This window comes from Metabacillus niabensis (genome assembly GCF_020524345.1).
Taxonomy (GTDB): domain Bacteria; phylum Bacillota; class Bacilli; order Bacillales; family Bacillaceae; genus Metabacillus; species Metabacillus niabensis_B.
Genome location: NZ_JAIVLH010000001.1, coordinates 1 through 23,619, shown reverse-complemented (window position 1 = coordinate 23,619; position 23,619 = coordinate 1). Strand labels below are relative to the sequence as shown.

25 protein-coding genes and 2 other annotated features are annotated in these 23,619 nt (G+C 36.4%); of the genes, 3 read left to right on the top strand and 22 right to left on the bottom strand.

Annotated elements, in window-relative coordinates; genetic code table 11:
* Positions 1-12 precede the first annotated feature (12 nt).
* The 3 genes from polX to zapA all read right to left on the bottom strand — a co-directional run bounded on the left by polX (position 13) and on the right by zapA (position 2,770).
* Positions 13-1,737 (bottom strand): DNA polymerase/3'-5' exonuclease PolX, encoded by a 1,725-nt coding sequence (polX, locus tag LC095_RS00125; protein ID WP_226526279.1) that lies wholly within the window; start codon positions 1,735-1,737, stop codon positions 13-15.
* A gap of 211 nt (positions 1,738-1,948) precedes the next feature.
* A complete protein-coding gene (locus LC095_RS00120; protein ID WP_226526278.1) occupies positions 1,949-2,488 on the bottom strand; it encodes a CvpA family protein in 540 nt (179 codons plus the stop codon).
* A 9-nt stretch (positions 2,489-2,497) separates the two neighbouring features.
* On the bottom strand, positions 2,498-2,770 hold the full coding sequence (gene zapA, locus LC095_RS00115; RefSeq protein WP_372496314.1) for a cell division protein ZapA: 273 nt from the start codon (positions 2,768-2,770) through the stop codon (positions 2,498-2,500).
* 118 nt (positions 2,771-2,888) lie between these two features.
* On the opposite strand from zapA, the gene rnhC reads away from it, so the two are divergent.
* Complete coding sequence (gene rnhC, locus LC095_RS00110; RefSeq protein WP_226526277.1) at positions 2,889-3,821, top strand: ribonuclease HIII; 933 nt, start codon at positions 2,889-2,891, stop codon at positions 3,819-3,821.
* 176 nt (positions 3,822-3,997) lie between these two features.
* Here rnhC and pheT read toward each other — a convergent pair whose 3' ends face one another.
* The 3 genes from pheT to LC095_RS00095 form a co-directional block, all read right to left on the bottom strand.
* Positions 3,998-6,412, bottom strand: a complete 2,415-nt coding sequence (gene pheT / locus LC095_RS00105) for a phenylalanine--tRNA ligase subunit beta (RefSeq protein WP_226526276.1) — start codon at positions 6,410-6,412, stop codon at positions 3,998-4,000.
* A gap of 18 nt (positions 6,413-6,430) precedes the next feature.
* Positions 6,431-7,465, bottom strand: coding sequence for a phenylalanine--tRNA ligase subunit alpha (gene pheS / locus LC095_RS00100; protein WP_226526275.1), 1,035 nt, complete (start codon positions 7,463-7,465; stop codon positions 6,431-6,433).
* 67 nt (positions 7,466-7,532) lie between these two features.
* Positions 7,533-7,773: a binding site (T-box leader), on the bottom strand.
* A 56-nt stretch (positions 7,774-7,829) separates the two neighbouring features.
* Complete coding sequence (locus LC095_RS00095) at positions 7,830-8,582, bottom strand: TrmH family RNA methyltransferase (RefSeq protein WP_226526274.1); 753 nt, start codon at positions 8,580-8,582, stop codon at positions 7,830-7,832.
* Between the two features lie 156 nt (positions 8,583-8,738).
* Here LC095_RS00095 and sspI point away from each other — a divergent pair, with 156 nt between their 5' ends.
* Entirely contained in the window at positions 8,739-8,957 is a 219-nt protein-coding gene (gene sspI / locus LC095_RS00090; protein WP_078432509.1) for a small acid-soluble spore protein SspI, read from the top strand.
* 30 nt (positions 8,958-8,987) lie between these two features.
* On the opposite strand, the gene LC095_RS00085 is transcribed toward sspI, so the two are convergent.
* A complete protein-coding gene (locus LC095_RS00085) occupies positions 8,988-10,073 on the bottom strand; it encodes a M42 family metallopeptidase (RefSeq protein WP_226526273.1) in 1,086 nt (361 codons plus the stop codon).
* Positions 10,074-10,149: 76 nt separating this feature from the next.
* Complete coding sequence (locus LC095_RS00080; RefSeq protein WP_226526272.1) at positions 10,150-10,638, bottom strand: dUTP diphosphatase; 489 nt, start codon at positions 10,636-10,638, stop codon at positions 10,150-10,152.
* A 118-nt stretch (positions 10,639-10,756) separates the two neighbouring features.
* Here LC095_RS00080 and LC095_RS00075 point away from each other — a divergent pair, with 118 nt between their 5' ends.
* The gene (locus LC095_RS00075; RefSeq protein WP_226526271.1) at positions 10,757-11,152 is read left to right on the top strand and encodes a sigma-w pathway protein ysdB; all 396 of its coding nucleotides are present in this window, start codon (positions 10,757-10,759) and stop codon (positions 11,150-11,152) included.
* Positions 11,153-11,188: 36 nt separating this feature from the next.
* Here the strand turns inward: LC095_RS00075 and LC095_RS00070 are convergent, their stop codons facing one another.
* The 14 genes from LC095_RS00070 to LC095_RS00005 all read right to left on the bottom strand — a co-directional run bounded on the left by LC095_RS00070 (position 11,189) and on the right by LC095_RS00005 (position 23,321).
* Positions 11,189-12,085: a nucleoside hydrolase gene (locus LC095_RS00070; RefSeq protein WP_226526270.1), complete on the bottom strand. Its 897-nt coding sequence runs from the start codon at positions 12,083-12,085 to the stop codon at positions 11,189-11,191.
* A 26-nt stretch (positions 12,086-12,111) separates the two neighbouring features.
* The gene (locus LC095_RS00065) at positions 12,112-12,693 is read right to left on the bottom strand and encodes a TVP38/TMEM64 family protein (protein ID WP_226526269.1); all 582 of its coding nucleotides are present in this window, start codon (positions 12,691-12,693) and stop codon (positions 12,112-12,114) included.
* Between the two features lie 69 nt (positions 12,694-12,762).
* The gene (locus LC095_RS00060; protein WP_226526268.1) at positions 12,763-13,032 is read right to left on the bottom strand and encodes a DUF1294 domain-containing protein; all 270 of its coding nucleotides are present in this window, start codon (positions 13,030-13,032) and stop codon (positions 12,763-12,765) included.
* Between the two features lie 98 nt (positions 13,033-13,130).
* A complete protein-coding gene (gene rplT / locus LC095_RS00055) occupies positions 13,131-13,490 on the bottom strand; it encodes a 50S ribosomal protein L20 (protein WP_026560854.1) in 360 nt (119 codons plus the stop codon).
* Between the two features lie 32 nt (positions 13,491-13,522).
* Complete coding sequence (gene rpmI / locus LC095_RS00050) at positions 13,523-13,723, bottom strand: 50S ribosomal protein L35 (protein ID WP_026560853.1); 201 nt, start codon at positions 13,721-13,723, stop codon at positions 13,523-13,525.
* A gap of 21 nt (positions 13,724-13,744) precedes the next feature.
* Complete coding sequence (gene infC, locus LC095_RS00045) at positions 13,745-14,266, bottom strand: translation initiation factor IF-3 (protein WP_169908260.1); 522 nt, start codon at positions 14,264-14,266, stop codon at positions 13,745-13,747.
* Between the two features lie 79 nt (positions 14,267-14,345).
* Positions 14,346-14,472 (bottom strand) — a sequence feature (ribosomal protein L20 leader region).
* A 166-nt stretch (positions 14,473-14,638) separates the two neighbouring features.
* Positions 14,639-16,579: a threonine--tRNA ligase gene (thrS, locus tag LC095_RS00040; protein WP_226526267.1), complete on the bottom strand. Its 1,941-nt coding sequence runs from the start codon at positions 16,577-16,579 to the stop codon at positions 14,639-14,641.
* A gap of 561 nt (positions 16,580-17,140) precedes the next feature.
* A complete protein-coding gene (gene ytxC, locus LC095_RS00035) occupies positions 17,141-17,965 on the bottom strand; it encodes a putative sporulation protein YtxC (RefSeq protein WP_226526266.1) in 825 nt (274 codons plus the stop codon).
* A gap of 153 nt (positions 17,966-18,118) precedes the next feature.
* Positions 18,119-19,057 (bottom strand): primosomal protein DnaI, encoded by a 939-nt coding sequence (gene dnaI, locus LC095_RS00030; RefSeq protein ID WP_226526265.1) that lies wholly within the window; start codon positions 19,055-19,057, stop codon positions 18,119-18,121.
* 3 nt (positions 19,058-19,060) lie between these two features.
* The gene (locus tag LC095_RS00025; RefSeq protein ID WP_226526264.1) at positions 19,061-20,515 is read right to left on the bottom strand and encodes a replication initiation and membrane attachment family protein; all 1,455 of its coding nucleotides are present in this window, start codon (positions 20,513-20,515) and stop codon (positions 19,061-19,063) included.
* 84 nt (positions 20,516-20,599) lie between these two features.
* A complete protein-coding gene (nrdR, locus tag LC095_RS00020; RefSeq protein WP_026560848.1) occupies positions 20,600-21,058 on the bottom strand; it encodes a transcriptional regulator NrdR in 459 nt (152 codons plus the stop codon).
* Between the two features lie 48 nt (positions 21,059-21,106).
* Entirely contained in the window at positions 21,107-21,505 is a 399-nt protein-coding gene (locus tag LC095_RS00015; RefSeq protein ID WP_226526263.1) for a cytosolic protein, read from the bottom strand.
* A 135-nt stretch (positions 21,506-21,640) separates the two neighbouring features.
* Positions 21,641-22,021, bottom strand: coding sequence for an adenosylmethionine decarboxylase (speD, locus tag LC095_RS00010; protein WP_026560846.1), 381 nt, complete (start codon positions 22,019-22,021; stop codon positions 21,641-21,643).
* A 280-nt stretch (positions 22,022-22,301) separates the two neighbouring features.
* A complete protein-coding gene (locus LC095_RS00005; RefSeq protein ID WP_226526262.1) occupies positions 22,302-23,321 on the bottom strand; it encodes a glyceraldehyde-3-phosphate dehydrogenase in 1,020 nt (339 codons plus the stop codon).
* Between the last annotated feature and the right edge of the window lie 298 nt (positions 23,322-23,619).

Genomic DNA, 23,619 nt, shown 5'->3' with positions numbered 1-23,619 from the left:
AAATATAGTTTGCTATTCCTTATGATGTCTGTTTAAAAATGCTTTTAGCTGGTCAATGTCCCATGTATTAATAACCGTATCACGTTCAATCCAGCCTTTTTTGGCTGTAGAAATACCAATACCCATATCATCTAACATTTCTATATTATGTGCATCTGTATTAATGACAACTTTCACACCCGCTTCTTGGGCTTTGCGAATATGTTCTGCACTCAAGTCTAAACGCTGAGGGTTCGCATTTAACTCTAATGCTGTGTCTGTTTCCTTTGCAAGTTGAATTAGCAAATCTATGTTTACATCATAACCTTTTCGTTTGCCGATGATTCGACCAGTTGGATGTGCTATGATGTCAACATGATGATTATGTAATGCTGTTTTTAATCGTTCCATAATCACTTCCTGTGATTGAGAAAAACTTGAATGAATGGAGGCAATTACAAGATCCATCTCGGCTAGCAATTCGTCATCATAATCCAATGTAGCATCAGGCAAAATATCCATCTCAACTCCGGCAAGAATTGTAATATCATCATATTCTTCGTTTAAGGCATCTATTTCCTGTCGTTGAGCTCTTAGTCTCTCAGGTGTTAATCCATTTGCTACCTTTAAATATTGGGAATGGTCCGTAATGGCGATATAACGATACCCTTTTTTGCGACACGCTTCAACCATTTCGCGAATAGTAAAAGCTCCATCACTCCATGTAGAGTGCATATGAAGATCTCCTTTTATATCCTCCAAGCGTACAAGCTTGATGTCATGATGGAAAGAATCAACCTCTGTTCCATCTTCTCTAATTTCTGGAGAGAAATGAGGAAGATTAAAATACTGATAAAATTCCTCTTCTGTTTCAAATGTTTTCATTTCATTTGTCGCAACATTTTCTACTCCATACTCACTAATCTTTTCTCCACGGTCTTTCGCAAGCTGTCTCATTCTGACATTATGATCCTTCGATCCTGTGAAATGATGCAGAGTCGTGGCAAATTCCGCTGGTTTAACTAGTCTAAAATCTACACTTACCTCATAGTCATATGTAAGCTGGACAGACACCTTTGTATCACCGCTTGCGATAACATCCGAAATATTTGGTATGTTCAACAGTTGGTCCCTTACATGCTTGGGTTCATTTGTCGATATAATAAAATCTAAATCTTTAATTGTTTCACGCATACGTCTCAGACTGCCAGCTCGTGAGTAGCTTTCAATATCCTTACATTTCTCAAGATATGACTCAATTTCCTGTGCAATTGGAAGCATAAATGAAATTGGTAAGCGTTCTGGACGACTTCCCATTTCTTCAATTGCAGCTAAAATCTTTTCTTCTGATTTTTTTCCAAATCCCGCTAAACTTTGTATTTTATTTTCTTCACAGGCTATTTTAAGCGCTTCAACACTATCGATGTGTAATTCCTTATATAGCTTTGCAATCTTTTTACCACCTAAACCTGGCAGTTTTAATAAAGGGAGAAGACCTGCAGGTACTTCCTCCTGTAATTGCTCAAGAACTTCTGATTTTTCCGTTTCGACAAATTCTTTAATGACAGCTGAAGTCCCTTTTCCTATACCGGGAATTTTCGTAAAATCATCAATTAAAGCTAAGCTTCTATCATCCACTTCTAAAGCGTTAGCTGCTTTTCGAAACGCAGATATCTTAAAAGGATTTTCCCCTTTTAATTCCATTAAAACAGCAATCTTTTCTAATAATCGGATAACATCTTTTTTATGAATGTTCATTTATTCCACCTCTTTATCTAGCACTTTCTATAAAAATGATACAAATATTTACGAAAAAGTACAATTTTACGTCACTTCTTACGGTAGTCGGAAAAAGAGACTGACTTAAACTAAGAGTACGTCCACCTGCACCATTATATATTCTACAAAACTTGGATGTAGTCAATATATACGAGTGATGAAGGAATTACCCTTTTTAAGTCAGCCTCTTTTAAGACATGTATTGAATCCAAAGTTCATTTACTTTATCAGAAAAATAAGGTGTGTGGTTCACAATAAGATTTGCTAATACCGAATGGTCTAAAGCACTTTGAATTTGTTCCATTGGAATAAGTGCTGCTATAAAAAGGATAATGAATAAAACAAGATATGACTCTAAAAATCCAAGTATTGATCCGGCAGCCCTATTTAATTGCTTTAAAATGGGGAGAAGTGCCACAAAGTCCAGCATTGATCCAATTATCTGCATAACTATTTTTGTCCCAATGAATAATAATACAAATGCAACAGCTCGGTAATAAGCACCCTCAAGGTCATCACCACTGAGTAGTGTTAATATTGTTGGACCTTCACCTGATACCGGGTAAGGAACCCACAGCTTTAATTTTGGTGCAAGTTCATCAAAATATTGGTATGCTACAATATAAGAAATGATAAACCCGGCTAAGTGGATAAACTGTAGAATAAAACCACGTTTTAAGCCGACCAATATTCCGAATAATAGAATAATAAACAAAACAAAATCTAGCATATTTCAGCTTCAATCCTTTTCAAATAATTGTTTCTCGAGTTTTTCATACTCTTCTTTTAGCTTTAAATAATCATGGACAACGTTAACAGCTGTTAACACTGCCAATTTATTTATATCAAGAGACGGGTTTTTACTATTAATCTCTCTCATTTTATCATCAACCATTGCAGCAACAGCTCGAATATGGCTTGTGCTTTCAGAACCAATAATTGAAAATTGTTGACCATATATGTCTACTGTTGTTTTAGACTTAGGACGTTTTGACAACGATAAATCCTCCATTTCCTGCAAATCCTAATTTATATCATAACATGAAGCTTTATCATATGGGAAGAAGGACAATTTTTTGAACAAATGCAAAAAATTCATAGTTAGTTTTTATTTAGAAAGGGTGTAAAAATTGGCGAATTCCGTTATAAAAGTAGGGCCTGAACAAATAAACAAAATGGAAAGTTATTATACCAAAAATAAAATAGAAAAAACTCCACCTGGAGCAGTTTTTTCTGCAAAAGTCAATGGCTGTACAATTACTGCATACAAATCTGGAAAAGTACTTTTCCAGGGAAATTCAGCTGAATCAGAGGCAGCACAATGGGGAACTGCTGCGCCAACAATAAAAAAGCAGCCTTCTCTAGCAAAAGCACCAAATGGTTATCAACCACCAGCAAATATATCAAGCTTGTCTATCCTTGGATCTGATGAAGTTGGTACAGGAGATTTTTTTGGACCGATAACAGTCGTTGCAGCATATGTTAAGAGTAATCAAATTGACCTTTTGAAAGAATTAGGTGTGAAAGACTCGAAGAATCTAAAAGATCCTCAGATTTGTGAAATCGCAAAAGATTTGATTCAAACCATTCCTTATAGCCTGCTTGTATTACATAATGAAAAATATAATGAACTTCAACAGCAAGGCATGTCACAAGGAAAAATAAAAGCTCTTTTACATAACCAGGCTATTAATCATCTACTCAAGAAAATTGAACCAGAAAAGCCTGATGGCCTGTTAATTGATCAATTTGCAGAACCTGGTGTTTATTTTAGGCATCTTCAAGGAAAAAAAGTATATAAAGAAAATATCTATTTCTCAACTAAAGCTGAAGGTATTCACCTTGCGGTTGCAGCTGCCTCCATTATCGCACGTTATTCATTTATTCAGGAATTTGATAAGTTATCACAAAAAGCTGGAGTAATCATTCCAAAAGGTGCTGGTGCACAAGTAGATATTGCAGCAGCAAAGATCATTCAGAAAAAAGGCAGTGAGTTTTTAACATCTATCACAAAAAAGCATTTTGCCAATACGGAAAAAGCAAATAAAATTGCCAGGAAGTAGCAAAAGATTAGATTTATCTTCGATTCTGTGGTTTTATCTACGATTATGAAAATTCATCTTCGATTTTTGAGTTTTTATCGTCGATTTTCAGGATTTATCTACCGTTCGACAACTTACGACATTTTCACTCACGCAAAAAAACGAATCACATCAAAGTGATTCGTTTTTTCATTATATTATCCTCTTAAAGTTGCACCAATCTTCTCTTCTACAGCATCTAAAACTTTCTGATGTGTCTTGGTAACATCTTCGTCTGTTAAAGTACGTTCCGGATCAAAGTAACGTAATGAGAATGCAACTGATTTTTTACCTTCTTCAAGACGATCACCTTCATAAAGGTCAAATACAGCTACTTCTTTTAGCATTTTGCCGCCTGCTGCAGTGATGACTTTCTCAATCTCACCTGCTACAACTTCCTTATTCACAACTAATGCGATATCTCTTGTGATGGAAGGATAACGTGGAATGCTTTCATAACGTGTTTCCTCTACATTAGTTGTTAATAAATCTACTAATGACAGTTCAAACACATATGTTTCAGTTAGGTCTAATTCTTTCTGAACAGTTGGATGTACCTGTCCTACAAAACCAACAAGCTTTTCACCAAGATAAAGCTCAGCTGTACGCCCTGGATGCATCCCCTCGCGCTTCGCTTGCTTGTATTCAACTTGAGAGGTTAATCCCAATAAATCGACAAGGCCATCTAAAATACCTTTTGCTACATAGAAATCTACAGGCTTTTTCTCAGCTTGCCAAGAGTGAGAATGCCATAATCCTGTAATAGCGCCTGATAGGCGTTCTTTTTCAAGTGGTTGAACATCTTTGCCTTGTGAAAGGAATACTGAACCAATTTCATATAATGCTACCTGATCAATTTGGCGAGCAAGATTGTAACGTAATGCATCTAATAAATGTGGAAGCAAACTTAATCGTAATACACTGCGTTCCTCACTCATAGGTAGAGCAAGTCTTGTTAGTTCAGCCGTTTCCAAAGCGAATTTCGCTGCTTTTTCTTCACTAGAAAGAGAATAAGTAATCGCTTGATAAAGGCCAGTTCCTTCTAAGTAGCGGCGAACTTTTCGGCGTTTTTCCTGGTACTCTGTTAGCTTTCCTGGAATTGCTTGACCAATAGGTAATGTTGTCGGAATATTATCATATCCGTAAAGTCTTGCAATCTCTTCTACAAGATCTTCTTCGATCGTAATATCACCACGGCGAGTCGGAACTTTTACTGATAATGTCGTATTATCAAGAACTACTTCAAATTGAAGACGCTCAAGAATGGATTTCATTTCTTCTGCTGAAATATCCATACCAAGAACTCGATTCACTTTTTCAACCGTTGTTCTTACTGTTTTTGGCTCAAAAGAAGCATTACGAACTTCTACATTTCCTTCCAACACTTCTCCACCGGCATATAGTGAGATTAATTGTGCAGCTCTCTCTGCAGCTGCAGGGACACGATTAAGATCAACTCCCTTTTCATAACGTGCACTTGCTTCACTACGTAAGCCATGATCTTTTGAAGCTGTACGAATACGACCCCCATTAAATAATGCAGATTCCAATAAAACGGTTTTTGTGTCAGATTGAACCTCTGAGTTTGCTCCACCCATAACACCCGCTAATGCAACAGGTTCAGTTCCATTTGTAATCACTAAATGTTCGGAAGTAAGTGTTCGTTCCTGATCATCAAGTGTAACTATGTTTTCGCCATCTTGTGCACGTCGAACTAGGATTTCCTTAGATCCTAACCGATCATAGTCAAATGCATGAAGAGGCTGACCATATTCTAATAAAACGAAGTTTGTAATATCAACCACATTATTATGAGGACGAATACCGGCTGCCATTAGGCGTGTTTGCATCCATAAAGGTGATGGTGCAATCGTTACGTTTTTAATGACCTTCGCAATGTATAATGGATTATCTTCCGGTGCATCTACTTTTACATCAACTACATCTGATGCTTTTTCTGAAGAATTTTGATATGAGATTTCTGGATATTTCACTTCACGACCTAATATTGCAGCTACTTCATGAGCAACACCAAGCATACTTAATGCGTCTGCACGGTTTGGAGTTAATCCAAGCTCAAGTACAGCATCATCTAGATTCAGCTTTTCTAGTGCATCTGCCCCTACTTCTACATCATTTGGGAATACGAAAATTCCTTCTGAATATTCTTTCGCAACTAGCTTCGACTCAATACCAAGCTCCTGAAGGGAACAAATCATTCCATTTGAAACTTCCCCACGAAGCTTTGCTTTTTTTATTTTAAAGTTACCAGGTAAAACTGCACCTACAGTGGCAACTGCAACTTTCTGACCTTTGTCTACATTTTTGGCACCGCAAATAATTTGTGTAAGCTCACCGTTCCCCAGATCAACTTGACACTTATTTAATTTATCTGCATCTGGATGTTGCTCTTTTTCAACGACGTGACCAATGACAACGCCTTTTATGCCATCGTTTAAAACGTCAACACCTTCTACTTCAATTCCGCTACGTGTAATTTTTTCAGCTAACTCATCAGGTGTGATTCCTGACAGGTCAACATATTCTGCTAACCATTTATATGAAACAAACATATTATTATATCCTCCTTTTTACGCTCGTTTAAATTGTTTTAAGAATCGTACATCATCTGTATAGAAATGACGGATATCATCAATTCCGTATTTTAGCATTGCGATACGTTCAGGTCCCATTCCAAAAGCAAATCCGCTGTATTTCTTAGAATCAAAGCCAGCCATTTCAAGTACATTTGGATGCACCATTCCAGCTCCAAGAATTTCAATCCAGCCTGTGCCTTTACACACATTACATCCTTTTCCACCACATGAGAAGCAGGATACATCAACCTCTACTGAAGGCTCTGTAAATGGGAAAAAGCTAGGACGAAGGCGAATTTCACGTTCTTCACCGAACATCTTTTTAGCAAATACTTCAAGTGTACCTTTTAAATCACTCATGCTGATATTTTCATCAACAACAAGTCCTTCAATCTGTGTGAACTGATGCGAGTGTGTCGCATCATCGTTATCACGTCGATATACCTTGCCAGGACAAATAACTTTAACAGGCCCTTTTCCTTCATGTTTTTCCATTGTTCTAGCCTGAACAGGTGAAGTGTGTGTACGGAGAAGCAATTCCTCTGTAATGTAGAAAGAATCCTGCATATCACGTGCCGGATGTCCTTTTGGAAGATTTAATGCTTCAAAGTTATAATAATCTGTTTCAACTTCAGGACCTTCTGCAATTTGATAGCCCATTCCAAGGAATAAATCTTCAATTTCTTCAATAACGGCCGTAATCGGATGATGATTACCAACTTTTACAGGACGACCAGGCAATGTTACATCGATCGTTTCTGTTGCTAATTTTTGTTCAACAGCAAGTTGTTCTAAATGCTCCTGCTTGCTTGAAATAGATGTTGCAATAGCTTCTCTTACTTCATTTGCAAGTGCACCCATAACAGGACGTTCTTCAGCTGAAAGCTTCCCCATCCCTCTTAGTACTTCTGTAATTGGTCCCTTTTTCCCTAAGTAAGCGACACGAATATCATTTAATGCTTTTAAATCCTGCGCTTGTTCCACTTTTTCAAGCGCCTCTTGTTGAAGCTGTTTTAATTGCTCCTGCATTTTGTTTTTCCTCCTTTATTTAAAACCTTAGTAGCGGTTTTTTTGCAAAATAAAAAACCCGCCCCATAAAAGGGACGAGTTGAAATCGCGTTACCACCCTCGTTAGCTATACTTTGATTTTGTCCTAAGTATAACTCACTTCATTTCCATAACGGTAAAAACCGGAACACCTTTACGTCTATTTGACGGTCTAAGTGTCAACTCGAGAGGTGAATTCATTCACTTCTATCCAAAAAATGCTTTCAGTCCCGGCATTTTCTCCCTGAATGGACGAACTGTAAATTACTAGTCTCTGTCATCGTTTTGTTTCATATATGTAATGTCTATCTTATTATAATCAAAACAATAAGTTCCCGCAACCTGCCTATTTTCGCAAATGGTAAAGAAGAATACCTGCAGCAATTGCAACATTTAATGATTCTGCTCCACCATAAATAGGAATGTACAGATTTTTAGTTGCTTGATCTAATAAATCTTTATTTACACCACTGCCTTCGTTTCCTAAGAGGAGACAAAACTGGTCAGCTTCTGGAACTTCTTTGTAACTTACTCCATTTTGCAAAGATGTGCCATAGACAGGAATATTGTTGTTCTTATACACATTGAGCCACTCATCTAGACTGCCTTTTACGATTGGCAAATGAAATAATGAACCTTGACTGGAGCGAATCACTTTAGAATTAAAGTGATCAACTGTTCCTTCACCTAAAATCACCCCGTCTATTCCAGCTGCGTCAGCTGTACGAATAATCGTTCCCAAGTTACCAGGATCTTGAACACTATCTAATAATAACACTTTTGTCCACTTTTCAGGTGTGTAAGTTGTCTGAAACTCACAAATGGCTGCCACTCCTTGTGGAGCCTCTGTATCACTAATTGCTTTCATGACCTCTTTCGTAACAAAAGTCATTCTAATATTATCGACATCCCAGGTATGTGGCAAACTTATTTCTTCTGAAACAATAAGTATTTTGATCATTTCTTTATTTTTTAAAGCCTCTTCAACTAAGTGAATGCCTTCAATTATAAATGTACCGGTATTTTCACGCTCTTTTTTTGTATGTAGCTTCTTCCATTGTTTCACTTTTGGATTTTTAACTGATTCAATTCGCTCCACTTTCATACTCCCTTTTTGAACTATTCCAATTTCTCTTTCCAATCATACATAATTCTTACGTAATTAACAAATTCTATCATTAAAAGCGGTTATCTAGTCATCATCTTCACAAACTAGATTTTTAGCTGCGACTACTTTTAAAAGGAGTGTAATACAGTGAATTTAAACCTTCGTCATGCGGTTATCTCAAATGTTTCAGGAAATACTCAAGATCAACTACAAGACACCATTGTGGATGCCATTCAAAGCGGTGAAGAAAAAATGCTGCCAGGTTTAGGAGTCCTCTTTGAAGTCATATGGCAGAATGCAAATGAAGGTGATAAAAAAGAAATGTTAACAACACTGGAGCAAGGCCTTAATAAAAATGTACAGTAAAAAAATGCTGGGGAATTCCCCCAGCATTTTTTAATCGAAAGTAATTTTATTTACTGTTTCACGATCTAATCGTTTAATTACTTCTGCTATAAGCTTAACAGCATTTTCATAATCATCACGGTGTAACATTGCTGCATGCGAATGGATATAACGAGTAGCGATTGTAATCGATAATGCCGGAACACCATTTGCAGATATATGAATAGCACCTGAATCTGTACCGCCTCCAGCAATTGCATCAAATTGATACGGTATGTTCAGTTCATCAGCAGTATCTGTCACTAAATCCCTTAAGCCTTTATGCGAAACCATGGAAGCATCATATAGAATAATTTGTGGACCTTCTCCCATTTTACTAGAAGCTTCCTTGTCAGAGATACCAGGCGTATCACCAGCAATACCAACATCTACGCCAAAAGCGATATCAGGCTGAATCATATTGGCAGAAGTACGGGCACCTCGTAAGCCAACTTCTTCTTGAACAGTTCCTACACCATAAACCACATTCGGATGATCTGTACCTTTTAATGCTTTTAAAACATCAATCGCGATAGCACAGCCAATTCGGTTGTCCCAAGCTTTCGCGAGAAGCATTTTCTCATTTTTCATCACTGTGAATTCAAAATAAGGAACAATTTGATCACCAGGCATGACACCAAATTCCATCGCCTCTTCACGGCTGGATGCACCGATATCAATAAACATATCTTTAATCTCCACAGGCTTTTTACGAGCTTCAGGAGGTAAAATATGTGGAGGCTTAGAACCGATTACTCCAGTAACCTCACCTTTTCTAGTGACAATGGTTACACGTTGTGCCAACATAACTTGTGACCACCAGCCCCCAACGGTTTGGAATCGAAGAAAACCTTTATCATCGATTTGTGTCACCATAAATCCAACTTCATCTAAGTGACCAGCTATCATTACTTTGGGACCGTTTTCTTGTCCTACCTTTTTAGCAATTAAGCTTCCTAAGTTATCCGTTACAACTTCATCAGAAAATGGAGATATGTATTTTTTCATAACATCGCGTACTTCGCGTTCATTACCTGGAATTCCTTTTGCATCTGTTAAGTCTTTTAGCATTGTTAATGTTTCATCTAGCTTCGTCATTTATGTAGGCCTCCTTCAATTAACAATCATGTTTATTATACAATAAAGGATCTATAGAAAGAAAATAACTCCCTTCTTAGTATCCTTGTTGTTGTCGTTTGTGATTCACTTCATTTTTTAATATGTATGCTTTTTCTATTTGTAGTGAAGTAAAACCTAATAATTTCCCGAGTAATAAATATTCCTCAAACATGTTTTTGTAGGTAGACAAAGATGATTCGTGTTTAAATGCCGATACGTTTTCATAGACAATTAAAAATTGCTCAGTTAAGGTTGCACTTGATTCTCGGTCTTCGAAGTTCATCGAAATATCTATATTCAATTCTAACCCTAAGGACAAGATAAAGTGGATACCATCTACATATTCTTCTAATATGATATCAGTATGTGCAGGCGGCTTTAGACTCCAAAATTTAAAGCACCTGGTTTCATTTGCCAACTCACCAATTTCAACTAATAAAGCAAGTATTTTTCGATCAACCAGATTCTCATCCTCAAGATTATGTTGCGCTTGTATTTTTGCATCTAATTCCTGTTGCATGTTAAATAGTACGGTAAAATTCATAAAGTATTCCTCCAACAATTTTCACTAAGAAAATTATAACAAATTTTTAAAAAAACTTGGAACCTTTTCCATCTCTCAATCGTATATAAGAAAAATTGCCCTCAGGAGGGGTTTTACGATGATTGTCATTTTATTACGTTTGTTGTTAATCGTCTTGATTGTCTTTCTTCTTTATACAGGAATTAAGTTTTTATTTAATCCAAAACGAAAGCTCGAATTAGCACATGAACAAAAGCAGTATTATTTTCTTGATGAAAAAGATAACGTTAGGAAAAACTTTTTACTTACGTACAAAGGTGCATTATTTGAAGGAGAAAAATATTTAGGAACAACAACAAACTCATTTGAAGTTGTCTCGATCTTTATATGGTCAAAATCAACAAATGAGTTACAGGGTCTGACGTTTGAGGATTTCGAACATATTCAAGAACAAGTGAAATTACGCTATCCTCATAGTAAGGTAGATTGGAAAAGTCCGATCAAGGAATTGATTTTGAAAAAAAGTCAGAATTAAAAGAAGAGCTTGAGATACTCCATCTCAAGCTCTTCCTCACATAGAATTAAGAACAACATGATAATAATGATCGAAGAATTTCTCTCGATCAACCCGTATGGCAATGTTTCTTTTTCCGTCAACTCTTTGTTGAAACTCCATCATCCCGAGTTGTTCCTCTTTTTCAACCTCAACTTCGATAGATCCTTGTTGATAGTCACAAATCTGTGGATCAAATAAACAAGCAGCGGCAAGAGGATCATGAAAAGTCATATCATTTGATTGCAGCCATGGTGAGCCAAAGTCTTCCACAGCTTCCATGAGCGGGGTAGAAAATAACTCTTCTTTTTCATTCTTTTTAAGAACTAATTGGGTAGTAACATTAAGACCAAAGGTAGTATGAACAGGAACATCAGTTTGATAAACTACCGCTGCTGCTTGTGGATCTACCCAAGAGTTCCAATTTGATATTGGCATTTCCATGTTTTTCTCCAATTCTTTTGAAAAAACACCACTCATGATATGGAGTTCTTTTAGGAGCTTCGGTATCTCTGGATCCGACAAAAATAATAAAGCAATGTTTGTTAAATGACCTACGGCTAATAGCGAAATTTCATTGGGATTTTCACGAATCGTTTGCCTCATAAAATCAACAGCTTTGTTTTTCACAAATGATTTTTCATGAGGCCAATTTGCCAGGTGTTTTGCTCCATCTGGTGTTGGATATAGTGAGCTTGGCATTAGCGTATAGTCTGCACCTGCTGCAATAGGAATGCTCATTCCAGCTGCTTTACATATGGCATCTGCTATCATTGCTCTTTTTTCGACTTCCCCGCCTATTGTTGTGATTCCCACTAGATCACATAGAGGCTGACTTAATAAATACGCCAAGCAAAGTGCATCATCAATATCGCCACCAATATCTGTATCAAGGAGAACTTTCTTTTTTACCATCAAATCATCAACTTTCTACGTTTTTATCATGCTTTTTCCCTTATAAAAAAGTCATTCCACTTAATCAATACTTGTTTTTCTCTAAAATAATAGATAAGAATAAATAAGGTGATCACAATCCCAATTAATACAACAGGAGGTAAAGTCTGAATTGATGCTCCTAAAAACGTAAACAAAAGAGTTGAAGGGATATGTGTGAGAAAAGATAGTTTTGTATAACGTCCAAATGTTTTGGCTTTGTCTAAAATGCATAACGAAATAAGCGAAAAGTTGATAAAAGGGATCATTCTTAATATCATAATTTGAATAAAAGAAAAATTCGTATAAGTTCCTAACCATTTTTCCTTCATTTTCATTAAGCGCTCCAACAGTTTAGGAAAGATTTTTGTAACGAAATAAAAGGTAATGCTCGAGCCTGTTAATCCAATGATTGAATACACTGATCCTAGTTGTGCACCAAATAAAATTCCTCCAGCTATACAAACGACCGCAACAGGAAGAAACAAAAACTGCCTGATCATATGAAACATAATAAAAGCAATTGGCGCAAAAAAGCCTGTCGTTTGAATGACGGTCAACACGGTAGAAGTGGCCAGTTGAATAGTCATCACCGCTTTCTAAGTTGTAATCCATAGATGAAAGTCGTATTGATTCCATTGTACGGGAGGATTTTACGTTTATGCCAAAGAATTTGCTATATTAACTAAAAATATAATGTGTCCAACTGCAATAAGTGGAAAGAAAACAATAAAAGATGTATGTTTTGTTTTATGACGATAAACTTTCATCCCAATATAACCGCCGATGGCTCCCCCCAAGAGAGCAAATAACCATAGTGTTGATTCTTTTATGCGCCACTCTCCCCTAACAGCGCGCTTTTTATCTGAGGCCATTAATAAGAAGCAAATCATGTTTACTAATAGATAATAGACGAATGCATAAAGCATTCTATTCACTTCCTTTCTGTATGTATATTACCTAAAATCACCTTGATATGAAAAAGAGCTGACTCTATCTACTTAGAGTCAGCTCTTATACCGTTCCATTATTTGTTAAGCTGTGCTTTAGCAGCATCTGCTAATTGAGCAAATGCTTTTTCATCAGCAATAGCTAAGTCAGCAAGCATTTTACGGTTCACTTCGATACCAGCAAGCTTTAATCCGTGCATTAAACGGCTGTAAGAAAGACCATTAACACGAGCAGCTGCATTGATACGTGTGATCCATAATTTACGGAAATCACGTTTCTTTTGACGACGATCACGGTATGCATACATCCATGATTTCATCACTTGTTGATTTGCAACTTTGTATAATCTATGTTTAGAACCGAAATAACCTTTAGCTAATTTTAAAACTTTTTTACGACGTTTACGTGAAACGATACCGCCTTTTACTCTTGGCATGTAAATTCCCTCCTATATTACGATGGTCCGAATTATTTAATATTGTCTAATAAATGACGAATACGTTTGAAATCGCCTTTGCTTACTACAGTTGATTTACGTAATTTACGTTTTGCTTTAGTAGATTTGTTAGCGAATAAGTGGCTTGTGTAAGCATGTGAACGTTTAAGTTTACCAGAGCCTGTTCTTTTGAAACGCTTAGCAGCTCCACGGTGAGTTTTCATTTTTGGCATAAGGTATTCCTCCTTAAGGGATTATTGCTTTTCATTTTTCGGTGCTAGAACTAAGAACATGCTGCGACCATCCATTTTTGGATGTGATTCAATTGTACTTAAATCTGCACATTCTGCTGAGAAGCGATCAAGCACCTTTTGACCGATTCCTTTATGTGTAATTGCACGTCCTTTGAAGCGGATAGAAGCTTTTACTTTATCGCCCTTTTCAAGGAATTTGCGTGCATTTCGAAGCTTAGTGTTAAAGTCATGCTCATCAATTGTAGGACTTAAGCGGACCTCTTTAAGATTGATGATTTTTTGATTCTTACGAGCTTCTTTGTCTTTCTTTTGCTGTTCAAAACGAAATTTACCGTAATCCATGATGCGGCAGACAGGAGGCTTTGCATTAGGAGCTACTAAAACTAAATCCAGGTTAGCTCTTGTCGCAATTTCTAAAGCCTCTTGGCGAGATTTAATTCCAAGCTGATCTCCGTTGGCACCGATTAGACGAACCTCACGTGCGCGGATTCCGTCATTTACCATCATATCTTTGCTAATAATTAGCCACCTCCAAGGTTTTATCAAAACTGAATAGTAATTCTTAACACCGTCATTGTAGATATTGGTCTTTTTATTTGGAACAAATAAAAAAGTGTGGATGCAAAACACCCACACTACGATTGTATACGTAAACTATATCATCGTTACCTGCCAACTACAAACGGATGTGTCAATCAGGTGAGAAGCGGGTGCTTCTGCTTGTTAAAATATAAGACTATTCAATTACCTAGAGAATTATACCATCTATACAAAGATCTTGCAAGCAAATAATATACTTTTAAAACAACAAATGTAATTCTATCAGAAGAATTCCCTTCTTGCAATAACTATTTTTGATTTCACATAACAACCTCTACTGAATAAAATCTCACATTATGATCTTTTTACTTCTTGTTGAATGTGTTGAATAAACTGCTCGAATGCGATTGTTTCTGATTTTTGTTCACCATACTTACGAACATTAACTGCATTTTCAGCAATCTCATTATCTCCAACAACGAGCATATAAGGTATTTTTTGAATTTGTGATTCACGAATTTTGTAACCAATCTTTTCATCTCGTGAATCTAACTCTACACGAAGTCCTGCCTCTTGAAGTTGTTCCTGAACCTTCTTCGCATAATCAAGATGAATAGCAGGTGAAACCGGAATAACCTGAACTTGTACCGGAGCTAACCAAGTCGGGAAGGCTCCTTTGTACTCTTCAATTAAGAATGCAACAAAACGCTCCATTGTTGATACAACACCACGGTGAATAACAACCGGACGATGTTGCTTTCCATCTTCTCCAACATAATTCAAGTCAAAGCGTTCCGGAAGTAAGAAGTCTAATTGAACAGTTGATAACGTTTCATCCTTGCCAAGAGCTGTTCTTACTTGAACATCCAGCTTTGGTCCGTAGAATGCCGCTTCACCTTCTGCTTCAAAATAGTCATGGCCTAATTCATCCATTGCACCCTTTAACATGCTTTGCGCTTTTTCCCACATGCTATCATCATCAAAGTATTTTTCTTTATCTTCCGGGTCACGGTATGACAATCTGAATGAATAGTTTTCAATTCCGAAATCTTTGTAAACTGCCTCAATTAATCGAACAACACGGATAAACTCATCTTTAATTTGATCTGGTCGCACAAAGATATGAGCATCATTTAACGTCATTCCTCGTACACGCTGTAAACCAGTTAACGCACCTGACATTTCATAGCGGTGCATCATTCCAAGCTCAGCAATACGAATTGGCAGTTCGCGATAGCTGTGAATATCATTTTTGTAAATCATCATATGATGTGGGCAGTTCATTGGACGAAGCACTAAATCTTCATTATCCATTTCCATAATTGGGAACATATCTTCTTGGTAATGTTGCCAGTGTCCTGATGTTTTATATAATTCAACACTTGCCAAAACAGGTGTATAAACATGCTGGTAGCCTAATCTTTCTTCCTTATCAACGATGTATCTCTCGACAATACGGCGTATAGTCGCACCCTTTGGAAGCCATAACGGTAAGCCCTGACCTACTTTTTGTGATGTTGTGAAAAGACTGAGTTCTTTCCCTAATTTACGATGATCACGTTCTTTCGCTTCCTCCAAAATACGAAGATGCTCATTTAAATCAGCTTTCTTGAAAAACGCTGTTCCGTAAATACGTTGAAGCATTTTATTTTTACTGTCACCACGCCAGTATGCACCTGCAACACTTAATAATTTAAATTCTTTAATTTTACCTGTTGAAGGAAGATGGACTCCACGGCATAAATCAAAAAATTCTCCTTGTTCATAAATAGAAACAGCTTCACCTTCTGGAATTGCTTCTAAAAGCTCTATTTTGAGAGGATCTTGGATTTCTTCGTAACGACGCTGTGCTTCTTCTCGACTCACTTCTTTACGAACAATTTCAAGATTTTCATTCACAATTTTTTTCATTTCTTTTTCAATGATTGGTAAATCTTCTGGTGTAATCGCCTGTTCCATATCAATATCATAATAAAATCCATTTTCAATAACCGGTCCAATTCCCAGTTTAACGGGTTGGTCTTTAAACACACGTTTAATCGCTTGTGCCATTAAATGTGCTGTTGAATGGCGCATAATCTCCAAAGCTTCATCACTATCTTGTGTAACAAGTTCAATTGCACCATCTTGTTGAATTGGTGTACGCAAATCAATTAATTGTCCATCTATTTTCCCTGCAAGTGACTTCTTTTTTAAACCAGGGCTAATGGATGCCGCAATATCTTCAGTTGTGGTACCTTTTGCAAACTCCTTCACAGCTCCGTCTGGAAACGCAATTTTTATAACGTCTGACATCCTTGTTCACTCCTTTTTTGAAATGTGGAAGCACCTTGATCAGCCTCTAGCAATTAAGAACGCGACGTCAATCGCCATGACTGCACTTATACTTCCTGTACTTCGGAACTAGACACCGACACTAATTACAACCTTAGCATCAAAGTTTTGCTCCAAAAAAAATAAATAAAACTCGCCCCCTCAAAAGGGACGAGTTTAATAAACTTAGTCAATGGATCGTGGTTCCACCCTTGTTCCCAAAGTCTGTAAAAATCCTCATTCATGCATTCATAAGTAAGCTGAATAAGACTTTGGCTCAACATCGATAACGGGAAAACCGTCAGCTATTAATAAGTTAGAATATAACTGTTCACAACTGAAGTTTAAAGGTGGTAAGTTTGCTCATCGTGTTAGGAAGGTTTCAGCATTTCCTTCCCTCTCTGGGAACCGTACAAACAAGCTCATGTCCTTATCATGACAGATCATTTGTTCAATTATTACGTATTATAAATTGTTTTTTTGATAAAATCAAGATGATATTTAAGTTATATTATGTACATGTACTTTTAATTACATCTATGTTTAATTGTAAAAATCCTCCAACCGATGGATTGTGACTCTCTCTTCAAATATATTTAAGATTGTCTGGATCATGCCATCTAGAGAATCATTTGCATAGAGAGAAATCTTTACAGGAACCATCGACACCAATGGCGCCAATAACTTTGTATCTATATACATGGGATGTTTGTATACAAAGTCCTTATCAATTAACCTCTTTAAATCCTCATCAGGTATCAAACACTTGTTTTCGTAATAAATCACATATTCTTTATCATACACAAGGTGAACCCTCGGGATTTTACTTTCATTTTCACATAAATATTCTCGTAAACTTTGTATAAAATTTTGGTATTCCTGTTCCATCTTGTATTCCTCAATCGCAATTTCCACATAGTCTCTTAAACTACTAAGGTATTTTTGTAATCGGAATTTTTGAAAGGACGAATAGGTGAAATATAAATCCGGTCGCAAAAAATCCTCTAATGCTTCTTTTACAAAGTGTTCTCTTGGTGCTAATCTTTGCACATTCGGGATTTCTTCCCTTTCTCCCTCAATTATAGATTGGGTAATATGTAAAATCTGTTGTTGTTCCTCTTCATCTGAAAAATAATAAAATTCTTTTAGCAAGTTCATAATCAAATGCTGCTCTTTATGACAAATAATAAATTGTGTAAGACCCGGTATAACAAATTGCTCTAGTGTGATATCCCAAGATTTCGGGGTGATTTTTATACACTGATTGTTTACTAATTGTAGCTCAGATAAAGCTGTTTCAGATATTGAACGAAAAATTGAATACATCGTCCTTGCCTCTTTCGGAGACCCAAATAATATCTCAAGCATGTTTGTCCCCCCTATTTGCCAGCACTTCAATCTATGTATATGGGGGGGATTTCTTATTTAGAAGTAAATAAATGGGCTTACATTAGAAAAAAAGACTACCTCATGTTTTGAGATAGTCGATTCGAGAATTAATCTATAAAAACAACTCTGTTATTACCCTCTTCGGTTTCTACCGATCAGTTCAATTGGAATGGTCATATGTTTTATCCGTTCCATAATCCTTGCTGCTTTAACCGGCTCTTCTTCTCCACGTTGTGAAATGGAAAGATGATGTTGAAGTTGCTTCAGGTTAAAATTTGATGAAATAAAAATGGGCAGATTTTCAAGCATTCGATACTGTAGAATTGTTCCCAGAACTTCATCACGTGCCCAGCTTGATACAGATTCTGCACCTAAATCATCCAGCATCAATACCGGTATTTTTTTCACCGCATCCAGCTTTTCATCGAGTGATGAATTCTGAAACGACCCCTTTAACTCCCTCATAAATTCCGGTACATAAACAAGCATTGAAGGTACTTTATGTGAGGCAAGTTCATTTGCGATAGCACCTAAAATATATGTTTTGCCGACTCCGAAGGATCCGTACAAGTAGATACCTTTTGGATGCCTTCCACTGTTATAGGCTTCAACAAAATCCTGAGCGATACTAATAACCTGAAGGCGGCTTGTTTCCTCGACCTCAACGTCGATCTTGTCAAACTGTGCTTCAAGAATGTCCTTAGGAATGTACATGCTTTTAATAAGTGCCTCATTTTTTTTCCTTTCATCTTGAAGCTCTTTTGTAGGGCATTTATCATATTGAATATCAATGATTCGACCTTGTATGATTAAACGGGGATGATAGCCTTGCAATAAATTTTTGCATTCAGCCAGAGATGGACACATTTCACAATTTTTGCTTTGATTAATAAATTCATAAAGCTTCATTAAACTCCTGTTAATCATCCCGTCTTCAATTTCTGTTGAGTGCTTAGTGATAAATGCTTGTACATCAGGATTATTTAACACCTGTTTCTTTAAATCGTTGTATCGTTCATTAAAATCAGGTCTGCTCGTTAATTTTTTTAATGATTTGCTCATATGTTCCATATTCTACTCATTCCTCCTTTCATTCATTTCACCGTTTTTATTATCCTTATATTTTTTTATCCGATCAAATAATTTCTTCTTTTCTAATTCGAATTGCTCTACTCCCTCTTTGTTTTGTTGCAGTTCTTCTTTGTCTGTATTACCTTCGTCATCTTTTAACCATTCGGGAAGGATTTCTTTTCGAATTGGTGTTTTCTTACTTTGAGTTTTTTTCTTTGATGTCGTTTTTTCCTCTGCCCATTGTTGATACTGACGATGTTCCTGTTTCGCTAAGTCCATTGCTTCCTTCACGGTTTTAACTTGTTTTCTTGTCCAATGACTTGCAATTTTTTGAACATAAGCTCTGGTAAGCTTCATATCCGTTTTCAGCATAACGTAATAAATCAATACATTCACAACACCCGGCTCAAGCTTTTGTTGAACCATGACCTCTTCAATAATTTGCAAATCACCCACAGCAGGCGGGACTCCTCCTGCAACATCTGTTAGAAATTGTCTTGGTGAAATGGTTTCTAATTGAACCATTAGTTCTTCCTCTTTTGATAACTGTTTTTTGTCAAACTTTGACCGTAACGTAATAGGCTGTTTCTTATCCACAAGGTTCGGTAATTCATCTCCCACTTGGAATTGATACCAATCTCTCGCTGATTTTCTGAGCAATTCTACATCTATCATATCATTCTGATCAAGACTTGACATGGCCACATTTTTCATATCAACTGCACCAATTCCATATAGATAAGACAGCTTTTTAATCACCTCTTTTATAGGAGGTGTAAAAGCTTTTGGAGAAATAAGCGCATCTGATAAACCGGAGAAAAATAAATCGAAGTCAAATGAAGCATCTGATATTTCCAATGTAGACTGACTATCTGATTGAAGGTATTCTCTCTCATTTTCAAGTGTTAGATCATCCATTGTTTCCTTATTTACTCTTCCCATCATTTCTGCAGAGCGAACGGAATCAAACACATCGTCAAACGATTTCGTAATCTCCTTCATTCCCTCTTCCATTTGATCATCTGAAAAAAACCTTTTTAGTTGTAAAAACTTATTCCGCCCAACACGATTATACAGATAAATATTTAATACACCATCTTGAAAAAACTCATTAGGTCGAATGGGTGTCTGTAACTCGTATACATATCTTTTCACACCATCAACTTCATCTAGATATGTTTTCAGCAATCCAAGTCCTTCTAATTTTATTCGTTCATGATAAATATCGCGCAAATTACTTTGCATAAGTGTCATTAAACTATGATGAGTCGTTTCAACACTCCAAATGCGATTTTGCTCTAATTCTCCCCATAAAGTCATATAAAGACTAAAAGATTTTGAACCTATTAACGGCTGATAAAGTAATGTCATGATTTTTCGATCCAAGTCTTGTAGAACTGATTTACTTTTAACTGTATATCGATCAATAGCAAGCAGTTCTTTCCAATGCTGTTCCATACCCCTCAACCTTTCATCCCTATTGTAAAACACCCGGACTGAAAAAAGAGCTGAAGGATTTCTCTCCATTAGCTCTTTCATCACTTATCTTACTTTCTTTATAAGATCTGTTAATTCCTCAATAAAGACATTTATATCTTTAAACTGTCTATAGACTGATGCAAATCGTACATATGCAACTTCATCTATTCTAGCCAGCCTATCCATTACCATTTCGCCTACTAATTCACTGTTAACCTCAGAAACACCTTGATTTCTGAGCTCTTTCTCAATTTCATGAACAATGTCTTCAAGCTTTTGCAAAGGAACAGGTCTCTTTTCACATGCTTTAATGAGACCTCTTAAGATTTTCTCTCGACTAAATTCTTCCCTTGTTCCTTCTTTCTTCACTACAATTAAAGGAAATTCTTCGACTTTTTCAAATGTTGTAAAACGATATTGACACTCTTCACATTCACGGCGTCTGCGTATTGATCTACCTTCATCTACAGGTCTAGAATCCAATACCCTTGTCCCATTATGCTGACACGAAGGACATTTCATATGACCAACTCCTTCTATACGTCATATCCAGGTTTATGACCCAGGTCTTTATTTTCCACTTTTTCCTGCACCAACAAATGTTTCTTTTTGATCAAGCTTCTTATATAAATCAAGAATGATTTTTTTACTGTAACCAAAGTCTGTTGGTAACACAGTATTTGTCGTGGCAGTCAGATCAACAGCTGTTTCAAAAGGACGCACAGAAATAACCGTTACAATTAAAAATGCCTTTCTGGGGCGCTCAATGTTCACGCTCATTTCTCCACGTTCTTCTGATACCGATGTCACTGTCATCCCGGGGTTTTGCTCAATTAATTCCTTTACTGACTGCAACGCTTTTTTATTTGTTGTTTTATAATAACGGCTTTGCAAGTCTGGATTATAATGTTTATCTCTTGTTTCTTGATGCGTGCTAAAAAAATCCTTTATTTTATTCACAAAACTCATTTTAGAATTCCCCTTTATTATTTATTTTTCCCTTTATGTATGAAAAGTTATTCTATTACTATCATACTGAAATTTTCCGATAATAAAAAGAGGTGCAGATTAATTAATCTACACCTCTGAATGTTTTGTTTCAAATTAAAGAGCTTTCGCTTCCGCTTGCTTTACTTGTACAGGTCCCATACCTCTTGGTATTTCAATATTTTCACGTGTTTGTGCACCTAAAGACTCTGCAATGTGGTCTGCAGCAATATTTGGATCTAAATCACCACAAGTGTAAACATCAATACTTGCATAACCATGCTCCGGGAAACTATGAATGGTTAAATGAGACTCGGAGATGATAACAACTCCACTTACTCCTTGAGGAGCAAATTTGTGGAAAGCAACCTCTCTAATTTCTGCACCTGACTTTAACGCCGCATTTACAAATGTTTTTTCAATGTAATCCATGTCATTTAACTTATCAAAATCGCATCCCCATAATTCTGAGATTACGTGTCTACCCATTGTTTCCATATTCATGGATCCCCCTTTAACTAGTTTTTACATGAATTCTTCGCGTATGGTATGTGTACTACCACGGGGGAAAGTTAGTCCAGAGAGGTCCTAACCCTTTAAGTAGCCTTAACACCTTGGCTTTGATAAGAAGTTCACGAAAAATAGTATACTTTGTTTGTATATGTTTTGCAACAAACTTTTGAAAAATTATTTGTCATATCTTAGTTAAAGGGTTTCATACAACATGATCATGCATTTATTACTTTTTCCGTAGGAATCTTAATTATCCGTTCCTTTCTCATACACCTAATAATTGTGACATACTTTTTTCTACCATTTTTGTTAAATCAACTACTCTGCATGAGTATCCCCATTCATTATCATACCACGCCAGTACTTTCACTTTATGTTGATCAATGACCATGGTTGATAAACTATCGACGACTGCTGAAAAGGGATTTGTATTATAATCAACGGATACGAGAGGCTCTGTAGAATAGTCAAGAATGCCTTTTAATGAAGTTTGTGATGCTGATAAAAAGGCATGGTTGATTTCTTCTGCTGTAACAGATTTATCCACATCAACAACCAAGTCAACCAGGGAAACATTTGGTGTTGGTACTCTTAGTGCCATACCATGAAGTTTACCTTTCATTTGAGGCAAGACCAGTTCCAGAGCTTTTGCAGCACCGGTTGTCGTAGGAATGATGGACTGTCCGCAGGCCCTGGCTCTCCTTAGATCTTTATGCGGATTGTCAATATTTCTTTGATCATTCGTGTACGCATGAACAGTTGTCATAAGACCATTTCTTATTGTAAACTCCTCATCAAGTATCTTTATAACTGGGGCTAAACAGTTCGTTGTACACGAAGCATTTGATATAATTATATGCTCATTCGCATGATAATTTTCTTCATTTACTCCCATAACAATCGTGATATCCTCATCCTTCCCCGGCGCTGTTAGTATCACTTTTTTTGCTCCAGCATTCACATGCAGCATTGCCTTTTCTTTATGATTAAATTTGCCTGTTGCTTCAATAACAATATCAATATTTAACTGCTTCCAAGGAAGCTCTTCAGGATTCCTCTCATCCAACAATAACACCTTATGCCCATTCACAACTAAATGATTGTCCATAGCGATCACACTACCCTCGAAAGCTCCATGATTTGTATCATAATTAATTAAATGTGCCAGCGTTTCTGCGGGATAGCTTGCATTGATCGCTTTTATGTTTAACCCTTCTGAAATAGCTCGTCGAAAAACCATCCTCCCTATTCGACCAAATCCATTTATTGCAATATTAGTCACCATAATAAAAATCCTCCCTCTTCATATGTGTTATACTAATTATGAATTAACTTTAATCAGTATAACACATTATATGTTAATATAGATCATTTTTTCATCCTTGAAAAGCATATTTTTAAAATGGGCTTTAATAATACTTATTGGTAAAACGTTAAGAAGTAAAAAAAAAGAGACATATATTAGAGGCCACTGAAAAAGTCTCTATATCGTTTTAAGCGAAGGCTTTCTCGATTTTATCGAGGAAGTCTTCGCTATTTTCATTTAAAATAAATATATAAACTCTAGGTGGTGTTCAGATGAT

Bases quoted from the DNA above. Each gene is read 5' to 3' on its own strand.
- LC095_RS00025 (WP_226526264.1), bottom strand. From the start codon at position 20,515: ATGGAACAGCATTGGAAAGAACTGCTTGCTATTGATCGATATACAGTT.
- LC095_RS00120 (WP_226526278.1), bottom strand. From the start codon at position 2,488: ATGCTAGATTTTGTTTTGTTTATTATTCTATTATTCGGAATATTGGTC.
- LC095_RS00080 (WP_226526272.1), bottom strand. From the start codon at position 10,638: ATGAATTTTACCGTACTATTTAACATGCAACAGGAATTAGATGCAAAA.
- nrdR (WP_026560848.1), bottom strand. From the start codon at position 21,058: ATGAAATGTCCTTCGTGTCAGCATAATGGGACAAGGGTATTGGATTCT.
- LC095_RS00085 (WP_226526273.1), bottom strand. From the start codon at position 10,073: ATGACGAAGCTAGATGAAACATTAACAATGCTAAAAGACTTAACAGAT.
- LC095_RS00060 (WP_226526268.1), bottom strand. From the start codon at position 13,032: ATGCTTTATGCATTCGTCTATTATCTATTAGTAAACATGATTTGCTTC.
- LC095_RS00005 (WP_226526262.1), bottom strand. From the start codon at position 23,321: ATGGTGACTAATATTGCAATAAATGGATTTGGTCGAATAGGGAGGATG.
- dnaI (WP_226526265.1), bottom strand. From the start codon at position 19,057: ATGGAACATATGAGCAAATCATTAAAAAAATTAACGAGCAGACCTGAT.
- pheT (WP_226526276.1), bottom strand. From the start codon at position 6,412: ATGTTTGTTTCATATAAATGGTTAGCAGAATATGTTGACCTGTCAGGA.
- LC095_RS00065 (WP_226526269.1), bottom strand. From the start codon at position 12,693: ATGACTATTCAACTGGCCACTTCTACCGTGTTGACCGTCATTCAAACG.
- polX (WP_226526279.1), bottom strand. From the start codon at position 1,737: ATGAACATTCATAAAAAAGATGTTATCCGATTATTAGAAAAGATTGCT.
- LC095_RS00075 (WP_226526271.1), top strand. From the start codon at position 10,757: ATGATTGTCATTTTATTACGTTTGTTGTTAATCGTCTTGATTGTCTTT.
- LC095_RS00015 (WP_226526263.1), bottom strand. From the start codon at position 21,505: ATGAGTTTTGTGAATAAAATAAAGGATTTTTTTAGCACGCATCAAGAA.
- rpmI (WP_026560853.1), bottom strand. From the start codon at position 13,723: ATGCCAAAAATGAAAACTCACCGTGGAGCTGCTAAGCGTTTCAAAAGA.
- thrS (WP_226526267.1), bottom strand. From the start codon at position 16,579: ATGTCAGACGTTATAAAAATTGCGTTTCCAGACGGAGCTGTGAAGGAG.
- zapA (WP_372496314.1), bottom strand. From the start codon at position 2,770: ATGGAGGATTTATCGTTGTCAAAACGTCCTAAGTCTAAAACAACAGTA.
- LC095_RS00070 (WP_226526270.1), bottom strand. From the start codon at position 12,085: ATGGTAAAAAAGAAAGTTCTCCTTGATACAGATATTGGTGGCGATATT.
- ytxC (WP_226526266.1), bottom strand. From the start codon at position 17,965: ATGCTTGAGATATTATTTGGGTCTCCGAAAGAGGCAAGGACGATGTAT.
- rplT (WP_026560854.1), bottom strand. From the start codon at position 13,490: ATGCCAAGAGTAAAAGGCGGTATCGTTTCACGTAAACGTCGTAAAAAA.
- pheS (WP_226526275.1), bottom strand. From the start codon at position 7,465: ATGCAGGAGCAATTAAAACAGCTTCAACAAGAGGCGCTTGAAAAAGTG.
- speD (WP_026560846.1), bottom strand. From the start codon at position 22,021: ATGGAAACAATGGGTAGACACGTAATCTCAGAATTATGGGGATGCGAT.